This window comes from Brevibacillus sp. FSL K6-0770, assembly GCF_038000275.1.
Taxonomy (GTDB): domain Bacteria; phylum Bacillota; class Bacilli; order Brevibacillales; family Brevibacillaceae; genus Brevibacillus; species Brevibacillus parabrevis.
In genome coordinates, this window is sequence record NZ_JBBOBQ010000001.1 from 5,090,341 (window position 1) to 5,104,518 (window position 14,178).

Genomic DNA, 14,178 nt, shown 5'->3' on the forward strand with positions numbered 1-14,178 from the left:
TTACTGCTCCCCGGCTGACGCCTTGCGCTTCCGTCCGCGCACAGGCTGGATGAAGTAAATCGCAAGCAACAGGCAAACAACAGTCAATCCCCCATAAAACAGGCAGTAATTCCAAAATGGATCGACATTCGCCCAAAAGCTCTGGGCGTTGGTGAAGCTGCTCAAATCCTGGACAGGCCCTTCTTCAAAAATGTTCAGCATGGCAAACACCGGGTTGATGCTGTGCAACAGATCGGGCCAGATGGAGTTCGGCGGAGAAGTCACCTGATTCATCCGATTTTGATAACGGATGAACTGGCGAATAATTTCCGCCAGCACGCTTGTGCCGATCGCCACACCGAATACGACTGCATAACTGACGACCGTGGCAATTCCCGTCCGTTTGATCAAGGTCGATATAAGTACGCCGATGCTGCCGACTACCAGCATGGTAACGACGTAGAAGCCGAACACTTTGATCAGTTGCAGCGGAGACACCCCGCCATACAAAAAGACAATCGCATACAGCGGGATGGTGGCGAACACGAGAAACATCATGAAGCTGAGCGAAGCCAGCCATTTTCCCAAAATCAGCCTCGTGGCGCTTATGTTTGTCGTCAGCAGGATGCTCAGCGTCTGCCGTTCGCGCTCTCCCGAGATTACCCCGGCGGTCAGACCCGGAACGAGAAAGCCGATCATGCCGAGTTGAAAGATCGACAGCATCATGAACAGCTCCCGCGTCTCGCCAGGCTTGTAGTAGCTGCCGCCATTCGTCATGAAAAAGATGGCGAGCAACGTCATAGTTCCCAACACCAGCAAGTAAAACAAAATGATCCACGGGGCGCGGTTCGTCCGCATCCGCAATTTCCATTCGTTGAATAACACAGGGTTGCGCAATCTTCTCAGGACGTTCATGAGCCCACCCCTGTCGTAATTTCCAAAAAGATGTCTTCCAGATCGCCCACCGCTTCGTTGAAGGCTGCCACCGGATAACCAGCTGTCGTCAGTTCCCGCAACAGCTCCACCTGCTGCTCGTCGTTTCCGGCAAACCCGGCGACAACCCAGCTTCCTTCGCGCGTTACGCTCGTGATCACAGGCATTTCACGCAACTGCGTCATCGCTTCCTCAAGCTGGCCAGTCAAGCGAATGCGCAGCACGCGCTGCTCCTGCATTTTCGCGTAAATCTCATCGACTCGTCCAAATGCGACGAGATTCCCTTCTTCAATCACCCCAATGACATCGCACATCTCTGCCAGCTCAGGCAAAATGTGCGAGCTGATGATGATCGTCTTCCCCATATCGCGCAGTTCCTTCAAAATCTCGCGCAGCTCGATCCGCGCCCGCGGGTCCAAACCGGAGGCGGGCTCGTCGAGAATCAGCACTTCCGGGTTGTGCACCAGGGAGCGGGCCAGCCCAAGCCGCTGCTTCATCCCCCGCGACAACGAATCAACGTACGCGTCGCGCTTGTGGCTGAGATTGACCAGATCGAGCAGTTGTGGAATGATCTGTTTTCTTTCCGCAGCCGGAATATCGTAGTTCGCACCGTAAAAGTCCAGGTACTCCTCTGCCGTCAAGTTGTCGTAGACGCCGAAAAAGTCCGGCATGTAGCCGATCAGTTTGCGGACTTCCTTCGGGTGACTCGTCACCTCGTAGCCGCCCACGTACGCTTTGCCGCTCGTAGGGGCAAGCAAGGTAGCCAGAATGGACATGGTCGTAGATTTTCCTGCCCCATTCGGGCCGACGAAACCGAAAACCGTGCCCTTTTCAATGTCCATTGTCAGGCCCTTCAACGCCTGCATTTTCCCGTAGCTCTTTTGCAAATTGCGAATTTGGATCACTGCTGGCTCACCTTCCCTTCCACGCTCACATTCGGAATGCCGATATGGCGTTCATCAGGCAGCTGATGGGCAAACTTGATGCGCATCATGCCGTCTGCCGACACGTACAGGGCAGCCTTGTCGCCTGACATGACGGTGTTGTTGAACGCTTTTTCAAACGGCTCGTAAGCTTTTGCCTTCCAGTTGTACACTTCCTTGGAAAATGGCGTGTTGTCATCCGACCAGGTGTACAAATACACGTTTGTGATCTTCAGCTTCTTGTTTTCCTGACTCAGATTGAAGTCAAAGGTAATGTCTCCTGCCGGCAAGCGGTAGCCGTCCCCTTCATCGCCAACCGGAACGGAGCTGCCCGACATCGTGACATCGAATGTACCTGTCGGATAGTAGACATGTCCGTCTTTGGAAGGCTGCACCTTCAGTTCGGAAGTAATTAGTGTAAGGCTCTCCAGCTTGGTGTTTTCGTTTTGCACGACAGCATCGACAACCGACTGATTGGTCCAGCCTGCGATTCTCACGATTTCGTTCTGATTGTTTCTGCGATCAGTCATTTCCAGCATTTCGATCATGACTTGCTCACGCGTCTGCTCTGTTTGAATGGAGCGCAGATGCGCAGGCAGCGCCGTCGTAGCGTACGATTGACGATTGCTCCATCTCGCCTGGGCTGCTGGCTGGAACGGCAGATTGACTTCAATGCTTGCTCCAGGTGCCAGCTCGCTAATTTCCTGCACTTGGTTACCGGAAAAAATCGTCAAATCGCGCAGGGCAAACTTGGTCTTGTTCGTAACCGTTCCTGTTAAGGCTCCTTCTTTGTAAGACAAGTTCGACTCAAAGCTGCCTGCATCGGAAATCGTATGCTCTGTCGCCACTTTGCGCGTCGACCAAAATTCTACGTCGCGGAACTGAATATCCGTTTGATCCGCCTGGGTGGAAGTCCAGATTTTAGGAATCACATCTGTCCGCTCCCGATCTGCAAGCGGTTGGGCTTGTCCTTGCCCTTTTACAGTCAGGCGATACTCACCGTTTCTTGGCACAAAAAAGGAGGTAAGCCCGTTTACTTTTGCCTGTCCATCGTTTTGCAGCTGGACGAAGCTCACTTGATGGACGAGGACGCCCGTACCACGCTGCAAAGCGCCAAACGAGAAAATCCCGATCCCCGTGAGAATCGCCAAAGCTGGCACGATGCCCCACATGTAGCTTTGTTTGCGCCATGCCCGCAAAATGAAAAACAAAATAGGTCCGGCAATCAGGGCATATATCCCGAACAACAGGGCAAACCAGCTTACTTCCGGAATTTTCAGGTCCGGATTCATATCTGATGCTTCGCGCAGCGGCCAAATGCCGTCAAGCGAAGACGACTTGAAGTCGCCGAGCGAGGAACCAAACGCTTTGATTAAAAGGTCAGACCAGAAGCGGCTGTTCCCGGCCCAACTGGCGACAGGCTCCTCCGCCAGATCGTAGGCTGCGTACAGCACTTTGCCCTCCCCTACGTTATGTACGACAAACAGCGGGATTGTTCCCTCGCTGTACAGCACTTTCCCGGCTTTTACTGTACCGTTGCTGACCGTAAACGGAGCCGTCAGCTCAACGGGCTTCGTTTTATCCGTCTTCAAGTTGGACAGCGACTTCACGCTCGTAGTCCCGGTCACTTCCACAGGAGAGAGGTCAGCGAGCGCTCCTGCGGTTTTCTTGTACTGGGCACCACCTGCCAGAACGAGCTTGCCCCCGGCTTTTGTCCAGTCGCGTATCGCCTGAATTTGCTGCTCATTCAACGAATCCAGGGCAAAATTGTTCAGGATCAGCATGTTGAGCATTTGCAGCTGCACGCCAGAAGTCGGAACATTCTCCGGCTTCATCGGCACTGCTTTCGCCGGATTCGGAAACGTGTCCCGCGGCAGCGCCGAGAGGAAATTCGCGGTATCTGCGTTTTGCCCCAGTACCCCGATCATTACCATATCGTTACTGTAGCTTTGACCATTCAAGGGCGCTTGCGCTACGATCTTGTCGTTTACCATCATGGCTACATACGTACTGTTGTACAGCTCTGAACCAGGCACCATGATCGTTACTTGCTTGGTCACGCCTTTGGCAATCGACACTGGCTGGTAATAGGCGGCGGAATACTGATTGTTCCCTCTGTTCCCCGTCGCTACCATCAGGTTGCCTTCCGTATCAGCGCCTCCATTTGTTACAGTCACCACAATCGGCACTTGCCCTGCTTCCTTGTACGCGCCATCGATCCCTGCGCTCACCCTCAGCTGGATCGTGCCCTCTGCCAGAGCGACCGCCCCTTGGTGCACAGGTCCCAACACCAGCAGCAACAGGAGCGCGAACATGGAAAGCAGCCATCGCTTGCCCTTCACCATTTTCATTCCCTCAATACCTCCATGGTCAATTCGTTTGCAGTCTATTCGTCTTTTTCATACAAATTAAGACGCGATTGACGGGAAAAAAGCTACAGTTAATTTTGCAAAGGGGAACGATTGGCCTTCATCGCAGGTGGAGTGTATGCAATAAGCTGCCCCGCACGGAAAGGAGGCAGCTTTTCGTCTCATGCTTCGACTCTGGTTGTGTCGTACTCGGAATCGCGAATCCGGGTCGGATCGAACATGTCCGCGATTGCCTGATGCACATGCGCCGGATGCTCGGCAAGCCTGTGGCACAAGTACAAGTACCACTCGGTTCCATACGTCAAATACACCCGCACGGGCAGCCCCTTTTTGCGCAGCTCGCGGGCCAATTCGGGCCGCACGCCGTAGAGCAGTTCCAGCTCCACATTCGGCCGCTGCAAGTAACCTCGTTCACAGAGGGCAGCCACAATCGCCTGGTCATGCGTTGCCAATGCGCAGTCGTGACCAGCCTCCACGCACCGCTCAGCCAGTTGCAAATACCGCTCGTTCAGCTCCGGCGACCTCGGCAGCGCCAGTTGTTGCGGCTCCTGGAACGCTCCTTTGACCAGGCGAATTTTTCCCGGCAGATGCAGCAGTCGCTTGAGATCGTCCACGGAGCGGTGCAGATGGGCCTGAAGCGTGATGCCTACGTTAGCGTGGCGCTCTGTCAGGCGCTCGTACATTTGCAAAATCGCCTCGGTTTTCTCCGACTCCTCCATGCTGATCATCAAATACTGCCCGTGCGCTTTGGCGCATTCCGCCATTTCCTTTACGTGTTCCAGCGCGGTCTTCGGCTGAATCAACAGCCCCAGATGCGAGAGATCAAACGAAATGTTGGCAGCGGTGTCCAGCCGGGAACAGTCTTTCGCTACCTGCAAAAATTCCCGCTTGGCAAGCTGTGCCGTTGCTTCGTCCAGCGTATTTTCCCCGATGTACTCGATGGATGTCTGATAGCCCCACTGCTTTAATCTGGCGGCAACATGCATCGCTTCTTCACGAGTCTCGCCTGTAACATAGCGCTTCGCGGCGGATAAAAGCAGCTTGTACAACTGGGGGGTGCTTTGGACAAATTGCTTGATGCTCTCATCCCGGGCGATTGTTTTCAATACGTGGGCAGTCTGCTTTTCCTGGTTGTTCACATGCACTCTCTCCTTTGACTGGGCAATCTTCTCTTCCCTCACCCTAACATGATAAGCTGGAGACGATCAGATCCAGTTTGGGCCTGTTTGGACAGGACCAGTTGGAAAGGAGGCGCATTCGCCATGCTATGGGTGCCCATCGATCGGGACAAGCCGATTCCTTTGACCCGGCAAATTTATACAGAATTTCGCGACAAAATATTGCGCGGCGACTGGGCAGCCGGCTTCAAGCTGCCTTCCACCCGAAAAATGGCGCAAGAGCTGCGCATTTCCCGAAATGTCGCGATCGAAGCCTACGACCAGCTTTTCGCTGAAGGATATATCGAAAGCAGACAAGGCTCGGGCTATTTTGTCGCCGCAGGCATTTATTTGGAGCAGTTCGCTCGCGGACAGGAACGACCGCTCCCCTCGGCAGGCGATCAGCCGGAGCACCTCATTGATTTTCGTTCAGGCGTGCCTGCGCTCGAACAATTTCCCCGCAGCTTGTGGGGCAAAACCGTACAACAGGTGTGCCACGATGCCCCCTTGTCGGCTTTCGGCTACAATCGGCCCGAGGGACGCGCTGAGCTGCGCGATGTACTGAGCCGCTATCTGTACCGGACGCGCGGCGTGCAATGCGCTCCTGAGCAAATCGTCATGACCTCCGGCGCGACTCAGGCGCTTACTTTGATTGCCAAAGTTTTGCTGAACCGCGAAAGCTGCGTGCTCATCGAAGACCCGATCACCCAGGATATCCAGTCGATCTTCACCTCGACAGGAGCCAGACTTTGTCCGGTTCCCGTTGACGAGTACGGCATGAACATGCACAGTCTGCCTTCGCCACTCGCTGGCAGCAGACCCAGCTTCGCCTTTGTGACGCCATCCCACCAGTTTCCGCTCGGCACTATGCTGACGATCCAGCGGCGAATCCAGCTGATCCAATACGCGCGCTCAGTCGATTGCTACATCGTCGAGGACGATTACGACAGCGAATTTCGCTATGAGAGCCCGCCCATCAGCTCGATCCAGGGGTTGGCCCCCGAGCGGGTAATCTACATCGGCTCCTTCAGCAAAATATTGTCGCCTGGCCTGCGCCTCGGCTACCTTGTCCTGCCGGAAACATTGGTCGAGCGGTATCACAAAGCCAAATGGCTGTCCGACCTGCACACGCCTTCGCTCGAACAGCTCGCTCTCGGCCGCTTCATCGAGGAAGGCCATCTGGAAAAGTACATCAGCAAAATGAAAAAGCTGTACAAAAAACGGCGCCAATGCCTGATAGAGGCGCTGCGCCGCACGTTTGCCGATCGCGCCACCATCTGGGGAGAAGCTGCCGGGCTGCACATCGTCGCTGCTTTTGACGGCATCTCTTTTACATCGGATGTCTTGACTGCACTGGAAGCTGCTGGCGTGCGCGTCTACCCTGTGGAGGAACATGCGATTGGGAAAGGCAGACATGAAGACAAGATTGTGATTGGGTACGGCAATGTTTCCGAGGACGGCATAGAAGAAGGTGTCCGCAGAATGGGAATCATTCTCCAGCCGTTGACCTGCAACGGACCAAGCCATGCAGCCCCGCATTGAAAAGAAGCCAATCTCCCGCTAATGTGGAAGATTGGCTCTTTTTAAGAGAGAAATTACCAATGACGACGGCCGCAGCATTGGGGCGGACAGTTGCGGCAACGGTCAGGACATCTGCGTCTGCGGTTCCAGCCTTGCGAGCTTCCTCCGCCGCGATGATCCCAGCCAGGAGGGCGTTGACCATCCCGCTGCCATGGATAATAGGAAGATTGCCCAGTCGAAGAAGAATACGAGGACTGCCATTGCGAACTTTGATAATTCATGCTGTCGCCTTCTTTCCTCTTGTTTTTGGATGACTATATGTATATATGCCAGAGGAGATAAAGCCGCATAGACAACTATCTTTCCCAGAGGAAAAATCAGGTATCTACCTATGTTTTCTACTACCTTTCCCAGCTGCATGCCTAAGACGTCTGTCGCGCCAAAAGGCAAAAAACCGGAACATTCCCCGCTTGGAATGTCCGGCTTTTTGCTGGATTCGCCCTTGTTATCCTATGATTTTGCCCACAGCTCTCTGCGGGAGGTAGTGACAGAGGTCGCACCTGCCTGCAAAGCCCGATCCACGTCTTCCTTCGTACGGATGAAGCCACCTGCGATGATCGGGATACGGGTCCGCTCCATGATCTCCTCGATCAAATGCGGGATGATCCCCGGCAGCACTTCCACGTAATCCGGTTTCGTCCGCTCCAGCTGCGTAAGGCTGCTGTCCAATGCCATCGTATCGATCAGGAAAAGACGCTGGATGGAAATCAGCCCTTTTTTCTTCGCGGCCAAAACCACACTGTTTCTCGTCGTGATGATTCCGTCAGGCTGCACTTCCTGCGCAAGAAATTCCATCGCATACTCATCCGACTTCAATCCGTCGATGAGGTCGGCGTGAATGAGCAGTTTTTTTCCAAACGCTCTCGCCCGCTTGCCCAAAGGCTTTACTTGCGCCACATGGGCGTTCAGCAAAATAATGCGTTCGTAGCACGTCTCCATCAGCTCGTCAAATTCTTTCAGTGTTCGGGCAGCCGGAAGAATAGGCTGATTAATCTGGTTGGCCAATCAGGAGTCACCCCTATTGAAATGTTTTGGCTAGATGGTATTCCTCGGCAAAAGCTTTCAAGTCCCGGTCTTTTTGCTCTGCGTCCGCATGCAGCTTGTTGGCCAGCTCGTCGGCCACCATCGGGTATATGCTTTCCAATGAATCGCGTTCAAAAAACAGTCGGCCTGTGCGACGGATCAAAAAGTCGCTGACAGTCATGACCATTTCTTCTTCCAGTGCGTAGTGCAGCTCAGCCAAAAGCAGCGCTTCCGCCGCCGACTGTGTTTCGTTGTTGGCAATGTATTCAAGACACGCCGTTACTATTTTTTCGCTATTGCTGCCGAACTTTCCTACAAGAACGCGAATTTGCTCTTCCGAGATGCCAAAATCGCGCACCCGCTCTGCTTGCTTTTTCACATAGGCAGGGATCATTTTCCCGGAGGCGAACTCGCCGCCCGACAGCACGATTGTGTCCGTTTGGCACGGCTTGAACGATCTTCCTTCTTCTGCCGTCAACTGTTTGGCGACTACGTCCACGATGCGCTCTGCCATCTTGCGGAATCCGGTCAGCTTGCCGCCCGCAATCGTAATCAGCCCGCTATTCGAATAAAAAATCTCGTCCTTGCGCGACAGCTCGGAAGGCGATTTGCCATCCTCGTGAATCAGCGGTCGCAGCCCTGCCCAGCTGGAGCTGACATCCTGCTCGGTCAGTTTGGCAGTCGGGAACATTTCGTTGGCGGCGCGAAGCACGTACTCCATATCTTCACGCGTCACCGTCGGGCGCTCCAGCACTCCCTGGTAGTTCGTGTCTGTCGTGCCGATATACGTGCTGTTATTCCTTGGAATCGCAAACAGCATGCGTCCGTCCGAGACATCGAAGTAAACGGATTGTTTGAGCGGCAGTCGGTTGTACGGAACAACGAGGTGGACGCCTTTGGTCAGGTGCAGTCTTTTGCCGTACAAGGAACGGTCTTTTTCCCTGAGTTGATCGACCCATGGGCCTGCGGCGTTGACGATTTTTTTCGCGTACAGCTCGTATTCGCTGCCGGACAGCAAATCTTTCGCACGAACGCCTGTCACTTTGCCGTTCTCGTAAATAAACTCGGTTGCCTCCGTGTAGTTTGTGCACAAAGCCCCGTGCGCGCGCGCTGTCTTCATGACTTCGACCGTCAGACGGGCATCGTCGGTGCGGTATTCGAAGTACAGTCCGCCGCCTTTTAAAATATCCGTGCGCAAAAGCGGTTCTGCTTCCATCGTCCGCTGTTTGTTCAGCATGATGCGGCGCTCTTTGCGCTCGACGCCCGCCAACACGTCGTAAATGTACAAGCCGACGGACGTAGCCAGCTTGCCGTACGTCCCTTTTTCCACGATCGGCAAGATCATTTTTTCCGGAATGACGATGTGCGGAGCATTGCGATACAAAATGGCGCGCTCTCTGCCCACCTCGCGCACGAGCTGCACATCGCCCTGCTTCAAGTAACGCAATCCTCCGTGGACAAGCTTGGTCGAACGACTGCTCGTACCTGCGGCAAAGTCTTGCTTTTCTACCAGTCCTACGGTAAGTCCGCGCGAAGCGGCGTCAAGGGCAATCCCCGCTCCGGTGACGCCTCCTCCGATGATTAAAAGATCGAGGCGCTTGCTCGCCATTTCTTCCAGACATGCCTGACGCGTAAATGATGACAATTTTCGTTGAGCGTTCATCGTTGATCTCATCCTTTCTGACGAAAAAACAAAAAACAGCCAATATCCAAAAGAAGCAACGACATTGTCCATTGCCCTTTTGATACTGGCTGTCTCCACGGTCTCCACAGCAAATGATTAACTTATCTTTACTCTATTCCTCTTTGGCGCAAAAATCAATGCCTAATCTTGTAACCCATCGTCGCCTTGACAGCCTGCTTCCAGCCCTCGTACAACTCCTGGCGTTTTTCCTCGGCCAGATCAGGCACAAACGAACGCTCGACGACTTTGTTGTGCACGATGTCTTCCTTGCTGTTCCAGTAGCCGACAGCAAGCCCCGCCAGGTAAGCAGCACCGAGTGCAGTCGTCTCGTTGACGCGCGGGCGCTCTACTTCTGTCGCCAAAATATCGGACTGGAACTGCATCAGGAAGTTGTTGGCTACCGCTCCGCCATCAACAGCCAGCTTTTGCAGCTTGATCCCGGAATCGGCTTCCATCGCTTCCAGCACGTCACGCGTTTGATACGCCAACGATTCGAGGGCAGCGCGAATCAGATGATCCTCGGTCGTACCGCGAGTCAAACCGAAGATCGCTCCTCTTGCCTCCATGTCCCAGTAAGGCGCTCCCAAACCGACGAAGGCCGGAACCATGTATACTCCATCCGTGCTGTCTACTGCCATTGCATGCTTTTCCGAGTCGGATGACTTTTCGATCAGCTTCAGTCCGTCGCGCAGCCATTGAATCGCCGCGCCCGCCACGAAAATGCTGCCTTCCAGCGCATACTCGACTTTGCCGTCTACTCCCCAGGCAATCGTCGTCAACAGCCCGTTTTTCGAAGCAACCGCCTTTTCGCCTGTGTTCATCAGCATAAAGCAACCTGTGCCGTACGTATTTTTCGCAGCGCCCTCGGAGAAGCACGCCTGCCCGAACAAGGCAGCCTGCTGATCGCCCGCGATTCCGGCAATCGGAATCTGCACCTGGAACACTTTTTCATCGGTGTATCCGTACAACTCGCTGGATGGGCAGACGCGCGGCAGCATCGCTTTCGGAACGTGCAGCATGGCGAGCAGCTCGTCGTCCCACTCCAGCGTGTGAATGTTGAACATCAATGTGCGCGAAGCATTGGAATAGTCGGTCACGTGCACGTTGCCGTTTGTCAGCTTCCAGATCAGCCACGTATCGATCGTGCCGAACAGCAGGTCGCCGCGCTCTGCTTTTTCTCTCGCACCTTCCACGTGTTCGAGCATCCACGCTACTTTTGTTCCGGAAAAATACGCGTCGATCAACAGTCCGGTTTTTTCCCGCACGGTTTGCTCGTAACCTTGCTCCTTGAGCTGGTTGCAAATATCGATGGTCTGTCTGCTCTGCCAAACAATCGCATTGTAGATCGGCTTTCCGGTGTGACGATCCCAGACAACGGTCGTTTCCCGCTGGTTCGTGATCCCGATGCCCGCGATTTGCTCCGGCTTCACGTGATTTTCCAACAATACCGCTTTCAATACTTCCAATTGCGACTCCCAAATTTCCTCCGCGTTGTGCTCCACCCAACCCGGCTTCGGATAAATTTGCGTGAACTCTTTCTGGGCAACCCCGATGATCGCACCGGATTTATCGAATAAAATAGCGCGAGAGCTTGTCGTTCCTTGGTCGAGCGAAAGCATATATTTGTTGTCCATAGCGGCTATTCCTCCTTATAATAGAAGCATCGGATCTTTTCTATTTAGCTACAGGCAGGGTATTTTCCCTGCTTCTTTTTTTATGGGTGAAAACTTCTATATCGTCAATGCGATTGGGAACGCGCCCGGTCTGTCACCAGACGTTCTTTGCCAGTCGCACTTGCTGCATTCGATTTTTTGCTGGCAGCGCCTACGGCTATGGCGATGACCATAAATACAGCCAAGCCTACAACCCCTGTCAAGCTGTGATCAGTGAACGTCCATTTGTAAAAGAACGCGCCGCCCACTGCTCCGATGATCGGACCGACAACCGGAATCCACGCATATCCCCAGTTGGAATGACCTTTGCCATGAATCGGCAGCAGGGCGTGCGCGATGCGCGGCCCCAGGTCGCGGGCAGGGTTGATCGCGTAACCAGTCGTTCCGCCGAGAGACAAGCCGATTGCCACGATGAGGAAACCGACGACAAACGGATTCAATCCTTCTGCAAATTTATTCGCTCCAATCGCCAGAAGACCAAGCACGAGGAAGAAAGTACCTAAAATTTCGCTAAACAAGTTGGCTACTGTGTTTGGAATCGCTGGACCTGTGGCAAAAATCCCCAATTTGGCTGCTGCGTCATCTGTTTCGCGCCAATGCGGGTAGTAAAAAATCCAGACGAAAGTCGCTCCCATAAATGCCCCGATCAGTTGCGCGATGACGTAGCCCGGCACCTGCTCCCACGGAAATTGACCGATGCTGGCCAGTGCGATCGTAAGCGCCGGATTGAGATGCGCGCCGCTAATGCTGCCTACGGCGTAAGCACCGCATGCGACTGCAAGACCCCAGCCGAGCGTGATGACAATCCAGCCTCCATTTTGCGAGTATGCCTTTTTCAAGCTTTGGCCGGCGCATACACCTGCCCCCAAAATGATCAGGATCATCGTCCCGATCAACTCTCCTACGTAAACAGACATGTCCCTTACCCCCTTATTTGGAAAACACCTTGTTCCAAGAGACTGCACATCGCGTCGCGGGCAACCCGATTTCGAAGCGCTTACATTTCGCCCAACTCCTTTGCGTCGTTTATGGAGAAAACAAAAAAGCCAATACTCGCAAAAATGCAGGGCGCTGCCCTCTTTTTGCAAATATTAGCTGATCTCCCAATCTCCACAGCACTATTAACTTATGTCCTACTATATAGTGGACATATAAAATCTGTCAAGAATCCGTTTTCTTTTCAATCGCAGCTTTTTTGGTTCATGGCTGGCTTTGCGCTTCGCACTGCGGCTTGCAGCCTTTTCGCCCCGCGCTTTCCGCCCTTAGAAAGCCCGGCAGAAAAAACAGGGGATAGATCAGCAAAAACAAGTTCGGCAACCACCACGACCAGTCGAAGTCAGCCTTGAACGCCCAAAAGGCGATCGCCTGCAAGCCGGAGCACGATGTGAGCACGAGCGAAACGATGGCGAGCGGCTTCCAGTTGTCGCTCCCCCTCCGGTAGCTGTAGAGGCTCGCGAACCCCGTGAGCGAAACCAGCATATCCAGAGGAAAAAAGGACAAGTTCCACGCCACTAGGTTCGGATCGCGATAATCCTGGTACATGTACTCCGCAGGCAACAGCCCGAAAAACACAATCGCCCAGTAGACGATGAAAGCCACATCCGTCAGCCAGAAAAACCAGAACAGCTTGGGCTTCGCTCTGCTCATTTAGCCGTCAATCCCCCGTCCTGCTGCGCTTTTGCAGGCTCTTGGGCATGTGCGCCGTCACCGAGATTCAGCAGGACGCAGCCCGCAATAATCAACCCGACCGCCACCATCTTTTTCACGGTAAAGGCATCCTTGAAGATGATGACACCGATCAGGGCAATAATCGCCGTGCCCAGCCCGGACCAGATCGCATAGGCAGTGCCCACCTCCATCTCTTTGAGCGCGAGGCTCAACGAAGAAAAGCACAGCACGTAAAAAACAAACATCAACACAGTAGGAACCGGCTTGCTCAGCCCTTCCGACAGCTTCATGGAAGTCGTTCCCGCTACCTCCAGCAAAATCGCCAGCAGCAAATACACCCAACTCATTCTCCCTGATCCCCTTTCTCCGCTGACGAAGCCAGCACACCGCCGAGCAAAATATCGATAATCGCGTCCAACGCTTCTGCGATTGTCATCTGGTAGCTGGCTGACAACTGTTGGTCAATCAACTGTTCGAGCGCACCTGTATACATCAAAATCAAGATGGGCAGCTGCACACGGCGGAACACGCCTGCCTCGATGCCTTGCTCCAAAAGCACGCGGACATGCTCCCACTCTTCTTGGTAAACCTCTTCAATCATTTGCCACTGCGCAGGATAATAGCGCTTCAACTCGTACCAGACGCGCAAGTCCGTCCTGGAAAATCCGCCCGGCACCAAAGCCAGCAGCTCGCGCATTTTTTCCTGCAAACCGAGGTTTGGATCGTACAAAATCCGGTCTTCTTCGGCCTTCAATTCCTCGATGCTATCCGCAATGATCCTCTCGATGAGCGCTTCCTTGGAGGGAAAACTTGCGTACAGCGTCTTTGTGCTGATTCCCGCCCGGCGAGCCAAATCGGCCATCGTAAAACGGATGCCTCTCGTTTCGATTTCCTGCTGGGCGCATTGTAAAATTCGCTCTTGCATGTTCAGGAAAGCTCCTCTCGAAAACTCAGGAAAATATTTTGTTTTCTATATTTTCCTGTGACTACAACAAGTAGCATACTTGCCTGCTTCCTTGTTGTCAACTTGTCAGCTGTCGCCAAACCACGCCTGGCACAAAGCGGCAATTCCCGATCGAAATGAACTGTCACAGAAAAACATTCCAAATTTCCTACGAAAATGCGCTCTAGCTATTGCTTGAACACTAAGCAAATGATCGAGAGAAGTCTGAACTGATCCGCTAAGTG

At 53.7% G+C, this 14,178-nt stretch carries 12 protein-coding genes; 1 reads left to right on the forward strand and 11 read right to left on the reverse strand.

Annotated elements, in window-relative coordinates:
• The 4 genes from NST23_RS24195 to NST23_RS24210 all read right to left on the reverse strand — a co-directional run bounded on the left by NST23_RS24195 (nucleotide 1) and on the right by NST23_RS24210 (nucleotide 5,343).
• Nucleotides 1–894 carry an ABC transporter permease gene (locus NST23_RS24195; protein ID WP_122966383.1) on the reverse strand — a complete coding sequence of 298 codons (894 nt, stop codon included), beginning with the start codon at nucleotides 892–894 and terminating at the stop codon, nucleotides 1–3.
• A complete protein-coding gene (locus tag NST23_RS24200; RefSeq protein WP_340964719.1) occupies nucleotides 891–1,817 on the reverse strand; it encodes an ABC transporter ATP-binding protein in 927 nt (308 codons plus the stop codon). The genes NST23_RS24195 and NST23_RS24200 overlap by 4 nt, the downstream gene beginning before the upstream one ends.
• Nucleotides 1,814–4,186 (reverse strand): DUF7408 domain-containing protein, encoded by a 2,373-nt coding sequence (locus tag NST23_RS24205; RefSeq protein ID WP_217022181.1) that lies wholly within the window; start codon nucleotides 4,184–4,186, stop codon nucleotides 1,814–1,816. Before NST23_RS24205 ends, NST23_RS24200 begins: the two co-directional genes overlap by 4 nt.
• Nucleotides 4,187–4,365: 179 nt before the next feature.
• Nucleotides 4,366–5,343: a proline dehydrogenase family protein gene (locus NST23_RS24210; RefSeq protein WP_340964720.1), complete on the reverse strand. Its 978-nt coding sequence runs from the start codon at nucleotides 5,341–5,343 to the stop codon at nucleotides 4,366–4,368.
• A 123-nt stretch (nucleotides 5,344–5,466) separates the two neighbouring features.
• Between NST23_RS24210 and pdxR the strand changes: the two genes are divergently transcribed.
• A complete protein-coding gene (pdxR, locus tag NST23_RS24215; protein WP_340964722.1) occupies nucleotides 5,467–6,903 on the forward strand; it encodes a MocR-like pyridoxine biosynthesis transcription factor PdxR in 1,437 nt (478 codons plus the stop codon).
• 489 nt (nucleotides 6,904–7,392) lie between these two features.
• Here the strand turns inward: pdxR and NST23_RS24220 are convergent, their stop codons facing one another.
• The 7 genes from NST23_RS24220 to NST23_RS24250 form a co-directional block, all read right to left on the reverse strand.
• On the reverse strand, nucleotides 7,393–7,947 hold the full coding sequence (locus NST23_RS24220) for a glycerol-3-phosphate responsive antiterminator (RefSeq protein ID WP_274874387.1): 555 nt from the start codon (nucleotides 7,945–7,947) through the stop codon (nucleotides 7,393–7,395).
• A gap of 13 nt (nucleotides 7,948–7,960) precedes the next feature.
• Nucleotides 7,961–9,628 carry a glycerol-3-phosphate dehydrogenase/oxidase gene (locus tag NST23_RS24225; protein WP_340964724.1) on the reverse strand — a complete coding sequence of 556 codons (1,668 nt, stop codon included), beginning with the start codon at nucleotides 9,626–9,628 and terminating at the stop codon, nucleotides 7,961–7,963.
• A gap of 155 nt (nucleotides 9,629–9,783) precedes the next feature.
• Nucleotides 9,784–11,283 carry a glycerol kinase GlpK gene (glpK, locus tag NST23_RS24230; RefSeq protein ID WP_122966391.1) on the reverse strand — a complete coding sequence of 500 codons (1,500 nt, stop codon included), beginning with the start codon at nucleotides 11,281–11,283 and terminating at the stop codon, nucleotides 9,784–9,786.
• A 104-nt stretch (nucleotides 11,284–11,387) separates the two neighbouring features.
• Nucleotides 11,388–12,239 carry an MIP/aquaporin family protein gene (locus tag NST23_RS24235; RefSeq protein WP_122966392.1) on the reverse strand — a complete coding sequence of 284 codons (852 nt, stop codon included), beginning with the start codon at nucleotides 12,237–12,239 and terminating at the stop codon, nucleotides 11,388–11,390.
• Between the two features lie 283 nt (nucleotides 12,240–12,522).
• Nucleotides 12,523–12,969, reverse strand: coding sequence for a YvaD family protein (locus NST23_RS24240; protein ID WP_340964726.1), 447 nt, complete (start codon nucleotides 12,967–12,969; stop codon nucleotides 12,523–12,525).
• Nucleotides 12,966–13,337 carry a DMT family transporter gene (locus NST23_RS24245; protein WP_340964728.1) on the reverse strand — a complete coding sequence of 124 codons (372 nt, stop codon included), beginning with the start codon at nucleotides 13,335–13,337 and terminating at the stop codon, nucleotides 12,966–12,968. Before NST23_RS24245 ends, NST23_RS24240 begins: the two co-directional genes overlap by 4 nt.
• Complete coding sequence (locus NST23_RS24250) at nucleotides 13,334–13,915, reverse strand: TetR/AcrR family transcriptional regulator (protein ID WP_173596639.1); 582 nt, start codon at nucleotides 13,913–13,915, stop codon at nucleotides 13,334–13,336. Before NST23_RS24250 ends, NST23_RS24245 begins: the two co-directional genes overlap by 4 nt.
• Nucleotides 13,916–14,178: the final 263 nt, after the last annotated feature.

What these genes read in the sequence shown, in the direction of transcription:
- NST23_RS24235 (WP_122966392.1), bottom strand. Translation starts at nt 12,239, where the DNA reads ATGTCTGTTTACGTAGGAGAGTTGATCGGGACGATGATCCTGATCATT.
- NST23_RS24225 (WP_340964724.1), bottom strand. Translation starts at nt 9,628, where the DNA reads ATGAACGCTCAACGAAAATTGTCATCATTTACGCGTCAGGCATGTCTG.
- NST23_RS24195 (WP_122966383.1), bottom strand. Translation starts at nt 894, where the DNA reads ATGAACGTCCTGAGAAGATTGCGCAACCCTGTGTTATTCAACGAATGG.
- NST23_RS24250 (WP_173596639.1), bottom strand. Translation starts at nt 13,915, where the DNA reads ATGCAAGAGCGAATTTTACAATGCGCCCAGCAGGAAATCGAAACGAGA.
- NST23_RS24240 (WP_340964726.1), bottom strand. Translation starts at nt 12,969, where the DNA reads ATGAGCAGAGCGAAGCCCAAGCTGTTCTGGTTTTTCTGGCTGACGGAT.
- pdxR (WP_340964722.1), top strand. Translation starts at nt 5,467, where the DNA reads ATGCTATGGGTGCCCATCGATCGGGACAAGCCGATTCCTTTGACCCGG.
- NST23_RS24245 (WP_340964728.1), bottom strand. Translation starts at nt 13,337, where the DNA reads ATGAGTTGGGTGTATTTGCTGCTGGCGATTTTGCTGGAGGTAGCGGGA.
- NST23_RS24205 (WP_217022181.1), bottom strand. Translation starts at nt 4,186, where the DNA reads ATGAAAATGGTGAAGGGCAAGCGATGGCTGCTTTCCATGTTCGCGCTC.
- glpK (WP_122966391.1), bottom strand. Translation starts at nt 11,283, where the DNA reads ATGGACAACAAATATATGCTTTCGCTCGACCAAGGAACGACAAGCTCT.